This is a genomic window from Methanobrevibacter sp. (genome assembly GCF_045220775.1).
GTDB lineage: Archaea > Methanobacteriota > Methanobacteria > Methanobacteriales > Methanobacteriaceae > Methanocatella.
Genome location: NZ_JBGUWC010000009.1, coordinates 1 through 7,356, shown reverse-complemented (window position 1 = coordinate 7,356; position 7,356 = coordinate 1). Strand labels below are relative to the sequence as shown.

Genomic DNA, 7,356 nt, shown 5'->3' with positions numbered 1-7,356 from the left:
TTTACTTTCATTAATAGTACTGCTGGTAATGCTTACAGAAATGGTGTTTGGAATATTGGAACCTTAGCTCCTGGTGCTTCAAGAACTTTAGTGATTTATTCTCATGCGGATACTAATGGTACTTTCACTAATGAGGCTAATGTTACTTGTATTGAACCTGAATGGAATTACGCTAATAACTATGATAATGCTACTGTAGTTATTTCAAATAATCCGGATCATAATAAGACTGCTAATGTGACTGTGACTTTGCGTAACGATACAGTTGAATATTATTTAACTGTTACTAACGTTGGTGATGCAATGTATATTAAGAACATTACTCTTATTGATGATTTGCCTTATGGTGTGGATTATATTGATACTATTAGTGTTGATAATGCTAAAGTGGTCCGTAATGCTACTTTAAGTAATAATAATAAAACTATTACTTGGGTGATTACTAATATTCCTGCGGGTAAAACTGCGGTTATTACTGTTTTGGCTCGTGCTACTGAGTTTGGTATTCAGGAGAACAATTTAACTATTAATTATCCTGATGGTCATAACAAAACTGTTAACTGGACTATTGAAGTTCAAGGTGTTGATGTGTCTGTTGTTAAGACTGTTGATAATGCGACCCATTTCGTGAATGATACTGTTGTTTGGACTATTGTTGTATCTAATGCTCCTAATGCTACTACTGCAACCAATGTTGCTTTGAAAGATCTCTTACCTACAGGATTTGCTTTGATTAATAGTACTGCCGGTAATGATTATTCAAATGGTATTTGGAATATTGGAACTTTAGCTCCTGGTGAAGTGAAAAATTTAATCATTTATTCTCGCGCTACTGCTGAGGGTAATTTCACTAATGAGGCTAATGTTACCTGTAAAGAACCTGAATGGAATTACACTAACAACTATGACAATGCAACTGCAACCGTTTCATTGCTTCCACCTCCTATTAAGGTGGTTAATAATACTAAACCGTTCTATCATGAGAATGTCACTTATAATTTAACTGTTGTTAATAATGCTGACTACATGTTTATTAAGAATGTGACAGTCTATGATATGTTACCTGATGGTTTAGAGTTCCTTGAAACAATTGACATTATTAATGCTGATGTTGTTGTCAATACTACTGTTAACTCTAAGAATAATATCAGTTGGGTAATTAAGAACATTCCAGCTCATTCAACCGCAATTATAATGGTCAAAGTTAAAGTCAACGCTGTTGGAAACTTAACAAACAATGAGACAATTGTTTATCCTGACGGTTCTAACAAGACTGTAAACTGTACTATTGATGTTCAGCCTATTGTAGACGTTTCCGTTGTCAAGACCGCTGAAAAAGGAGTTTACTTCGTTGGCGATGTTGTTGTATGGACTATTAAAGTGGCTAACGCTTTCAATGGTTCTGCTGCGACTAACGTCAAAATGAATGATGTCTTGCCAAGTCAATTTACTTTAATCAACTACACTGCAACCAAAGGTACTTATGCAAACGGTGTCTGGACTATTGGAGCAATGGGCAATGGTACTGAAGAAACATTAACCATCTATTCCCGTGCAATAGCCAAAGGTACTTACACCAATTATGCGAACGTTACCTGTAAGGAAAAAGAGTGGAACTACACTAACAACTTCGATAACGCAACTGTAGATGTCAACAAGAATCCTGATATCAACAAGACTGTTAACGATACCACTCCATTTACTCACGAGTTTGTGGAATATTACTTAACAGTTGAAAATACAGGTAGTATTGACTACACTAACAATTTAACCGTTATCGACAGCTTGCCTGAAGGTTTAGTATATGCGAACGAGTATAAAGTAGATGGAGCTAAATTAATTAAATTCGTTGCTGATGGTCAAAAACTTTATTGGACTATTACCAATATTTCCGCTAATTCCAGTGCCGTAATCACTGTTAAAATATTGGCTGATAAAGCTGGAGACTTAGTCAACAATGGAACTCTTGTACCTCCTTACGGAAACAACATTACCGTAAACTGTACTATTACTCCAATTCCACGTGCAGATTTAGAAATTGTCAAATTGGTATCACAAAAAGTTTCCCATTATAACGACAGAGTCATCTGGACTCTCATTGTCAAAAACAATGGTCCTGATACTGCTGAAAATGCAGTCGTGTCAGATAAACTTCCTGCCGGAATAGTTTATGTTTCAGATGATTCAAAAGGCGCTTATAACCATAAAACAGGTATTTGGAAATTAGGTGACCTTCCAGTAGGACAATTCAGAATCCTGAACATTGTGACAACTGTAAAAGTTACTAACAGAACTATTATTAACTTTGCAAACGTAAGTTCCGATACTCCTGATCCTAACATGACAAACAACAAATGTAACAATTCAACTACAGTTCCTCCTGAAGCTGATTTAGTACTTACTAAAGATGTTAACAATAAGAGAGTTACTGTTGGAGACAAAGTTACATTCACAATCGTTGTTTCAAACTTAGGACCGGATACTGCAGTAAACACTCGTGCATATGATGTCTTGCCTGATGGTTTAAAACTCATCAGCTTTAAAGTATCCAGAGGCAGTTACGATCCTGAGACAGGTATTTGGACAATTGGTGACATGAAAATGGGCGAAAGGGCTTCCCTTACCATTGTTGCTGAAGCATTGATTACAGGTGTTATTGTCAATGAAGCGTATGTTGAAAGTGATACTTACGACCCTAACATGACTAATAACTATGACAATGCAACTGTAACAGTTGTGAAAGATTATAACCCTCCACATTTGCATGAAACAGGTAATCCGATTGTGATGGTACTTTTATCAGTGCTTGCAGTTGTTGGCATATCATTAAGAAGGAAATATTAAACACATTATGGGAAATTAATTTTTCCCATATTTTTTATTTTTTGCCGAAATTTTTCGATTAAATTTAATGAGAATAATCTCTTAAAATTGAATATTTTTTCCATAAAAGTATTGCTTTCATAACACGTGTTTTTTAGTATATTTTTTTACCAAGCATTTTTACCTGAATATCAACTGTTCCATCTATATGTAATTATAGCAAAATGACTATTTTGTAAATTTTAATGTTTTCAGGAATTCCTTCGGATTCCAGATCAGTTTTGCATCACATCTTTTTGAGGATGGGTGAATTTAAAAGTTGGAGCCCTACTTGAAAAAAATTAAGATAATATTTAATGATTCCATGATTTTGTTATGTGTTTGTATGATTCAATAATATATTATCTAAAATATGTCAATTTTTTTCTATTGATTGAAATGTGATTTTGTTTTTTTTAAAATTTCATTCAAAAATCAGCAGTTGATTTTGCGGAAATAAATTTTTATCAAAAAATTCATTTTTATATTTTTTAACTTTTTGAAATCATCATTAAAAACTTTATAAAATACGGTAAAAAAATGCAATAGTAAAATATTTATTACTGAATTAAAAAAATTAATCTTACACGTATGTTAGATTGTAGAGAATATAATCGATGTATGTGTTAATGAAAATTTTATTGAAAAATAGTATAAATGAAATTTAATGAAATAAATCATTTCTGATTAATTTCGGAGATGTAAGGCTTTTAACCAATAGTCTTATTCGTGATTTATTCGCGTTTCAGTTCTAGGATACTAAACCTAGCTAAAAAATAATTATCCAGTATTATTTAACCAATCTTGGTCCTTGGGTTGAATATTACGGAGTATTTAAATAACTATTTGATTTAATTCGCATCAGCCGTTTAAATACCTTATGGTTTTTTAATGGCTGATTAATAGTTATTTATCTTGTTTTGCTATTTTTATAATGATCTTTTGCTTTTTTTATAATGTCTTTTTTGGATTTTAGGATGAAATCAATAAGTTTATAATGTATGAAATACTTAACATTAGTTTGCTACTATGTGGCATTTCATTAAATTTTTCATTCTATTTTTTTGATAAATAGTTTTCATTATAAAAAAAATTTCAAAAATTTTGTATTTCATTAAAAAACTATACACTATTTTGATAAAGACTTTTCATTATAAAAAAATGTTAGACAAATAAAAATTTGTTTTAAATGTGAGGTAAATTTATATGAAGAATACGCGAAGTTTACTTTTCATTTTAATACTATTTTTAATAATATTTTCAACTTCGTTTGTAAGTGCAAATGATGATATAACACATACCGATACGAACGGGGATACGCTTTCCGTTTCGGACGGAGAGGTAATTGATGAAAATAGTTTAAATGAAATAAACTTGGATTCAATTGACCAATCATCAGATTCTGCATCGGACCTAGTAGATGATGCACAAAACACGGATGAAATTGAAGATGATGGTTGTTTAACTTATAATGAAAAAGCTCCCGTATTGGGGGTAAATAATGATGAACCAATCCTAGGTAGGGATATCCATGCTGATTCAAGCAATAATTATTGGGCAACTGCCTGGGATGTTATGTATGCGATTTTTAATACAGCCCAACCTGGAGATACAATTTATCTTGATGGTGCAACAATCTCTGGTACGGCTACTCGTCAATATTGGCAACCTACAAGTGTAAATGGAGTTACCATTTATGGTGGAAGCTATCCTGGTGACCCTACAATGGCAACATTCACTGGTAATGGTTATGCTTTGAACTTTGGTAATGCTAACTTAGATGGTGTTAGATTTGAAAATATGAAATTTAAGAATTCCATGCTCTGGTTTGACGGTGGTGGAAGTCTTACCAATTGTGTATTTAATAATCTTCAATGCGCAGAACAGGGAATCTGTTTAATGGGTGATGGAAATAGTAATAGAAAATATACAATAACTAATTGTAATTTCACTAATCTGCATCATATTTTCGATCCTGAAGTTGGAGCTTCACACGTTGATTGGCAAGGTCGACCAGACCCATATGATGAATTTGATGATGGGCATGGTCAATTGGTTGCCGCATTCGGTATTTACATGGATCATTGTCGTTTTGAAAATACTTCATCCACTCACCACGGTGGTGCTATATGTATTGCTGACGAGTCAAGATGGGGTAGTGGACATCTTGCCAGTGAAATATACTATACAGATTTCATAAACGTCACATCTAAATGGTTTGCGGTATATATTCACGCTAACTTTTCAGATTCTCTACAGCAGGACCATATTTCTCCTGCCTATGAAATAGTTGACCACTGTAACTTCATCAACTGTTCAGGATCCGAAGAGTATGGTGCCGCTTTAGGTATAAGTCACGATAATTTAACTGTTAGAGATTGTAATTTCATAAACAACACTGGTGGTCAAGGTGCTGCAATCATGGTTGGTGGTTTAACCAATGAAGATGGTACCATTGACGACACTGCATTCAACGGTAGGAATACGAAAGGTAACAATATAAGTGTTATAAGATGTTACTTTGAAAACAACACTGTTTCCGCACACAGTACTGCTTTTCCTGCAAGTCCGGGATCTTCCGGTAATGCTGGTGCAATCTATGTATTCGGTAATGATACCAGAATCATAGATTCAGTCTTTAAAGAAAATGTTGCGGGCAGCGGTGCTGGTGCTGCTGTTTATATTGTTGGTTTAAGAACTAATATTACCGGTTGTGAGTTTTATAATCACACAAGTGAAAACGGTACTGTATATGTTCTAGGTAACGATACAAAAATCTATGATTCAATATTTAAAGATAACAATGCTACTAACGGTGCTGGTGTTTACATTGTAGGTCAAAGAACCACAATATCTGGTACTGATTTTGACAGCAACAATGCTACCGAAGGAGGAGCAGGTGTTTACATTAAAGGGGACAATACTTATATTGTATCCGACTCTACTTTTGAAAACAACTTGGCTACTGATGGTGGTGCTGTCTATATTGTAGGTAGCGGTACCCATATTGAAGAATCTGAGTTTGACCATAACAATGCATCCAATCAGGGTGGAGCAGTATTCATCAAAGGGGATAATTCCTATATAAGTAAAAACACTTTTACTAACAATACTGCTGTTCCTCAAGATAATACCTCTTCCGCTACTACCGGTTTAGGTGGAGCATTTTATGTACAAGGAGACCATACTCAAAGTGGAGAAAATACATTCACCCACAATAAAGCTCGTAACGGGTCTGCGATTTATACAAGCGGCAATGACTTCAAGCTTTATTGGGATAACTTTAATGAAAATCAGGCTTGGAGTTACCTTTTAATTGTCACTCCTAAACCTGAAGAAAGCTTCTACAATCAAAGTGACGTTAATATTACAGTTTGCCATGTTGGTGGGGACAACATCATTAATGCGATTCACAATACTGCATCAAATGACCAGATAACCTTCCATGAGGTAACTTACAAAAACAGTCATGGTGATATTGTAAGGACTGGATGGGAAGAACATCCTGTAGAAGGTGCGGAACAAAGTCATAATGGTACAGTAACATATCAGGATGACCGTGAGAATGTTCAAAAGATAAACATTACTAAAATCTTAGATGAAAATGGAAACAATATACTCATTGATCAAGGTTATCCTAACGGATGTGTGCTTTACACCAATATTACTGGGGAAGTCAGACTTACACTTAAAAAACCTATTAAACCAGGTAATTATACTGTCTATGCTGAACACCCAGAAGATTGGAACTATAAGTATATTTCTAACTCCAGCAAATTCAGAGTCATTCCTATTGTAGATTTGATTCCTAACAAAACATCTGATAAAAACGAGTATAACGTTAGCGATATAGTAATTTGGACCATTAAAGTTCACAGTGCTGCCAACGGTACTAATGCTACAAACGTAACTTTAAAAGATGTTTTACCGTCCGGATTCTCTTTCATTAATGCTACTGCAACCAAAGGTAATTATAGTAATGCAACTCACCTCTGGACAATTGGAAACATGACCAATGGTACTACTGAAACATTAAAAATTTATTCCCGTGCAATAACTAACGGAACTTTCACAAACAATGTTACCGTTAATTCTACTGAGCATGATTGGAATGAATCCAACAACATTGCTAATAAGACTGTAATTGTTCATCCAATTTGTGATTTAGTAATCAATAAGACTGTTAGTGATAAGGTTATTAACTTGAATGAGACTGTTTCCTGGACAATTACTGTTGTTAATAATGGTCCTTCCAATGCTACTGACGTAGTCGTTACTGATACTTTGGATGATGGTCTTGAATTGCAAGGTAGTTATGATAATGTTGAAGTTAATGGTCAAGTGTTAACTTGGACAATTGGTGCTTTACCTGCTAATGAGTCTAGAACTTTGACTATTACTACTAAAGCAACTAAAGAAGGTAAATTGAATAACACTGTTCATGTTGATACTACTACTAATGAGACTAATAAGACTAATAATGATGCTAACAAT

General features: G+C 34.0%; 1 protein-coding gene and 1 pseudogene. Both read left to right on the top strand.

The genetic code is table 11. The annotated features are described in order from the left end of the window. Positions 1 to 2,844: hypothetical protein (locus tag ACJROP_RS00285; protein ID WP_406533520.1), on the top strand; the 2,844-nt coding region annotated here is incomplete at its 5' end. 1,224 nt (positions 2,845 to 4,068) lie between these two features. Beyond that, positions 4,069 to 7,356 (top strand): annotated as a pseudogene (locus ACJROP_RS00280) (hypothetical protein); the annotation flags it as partial.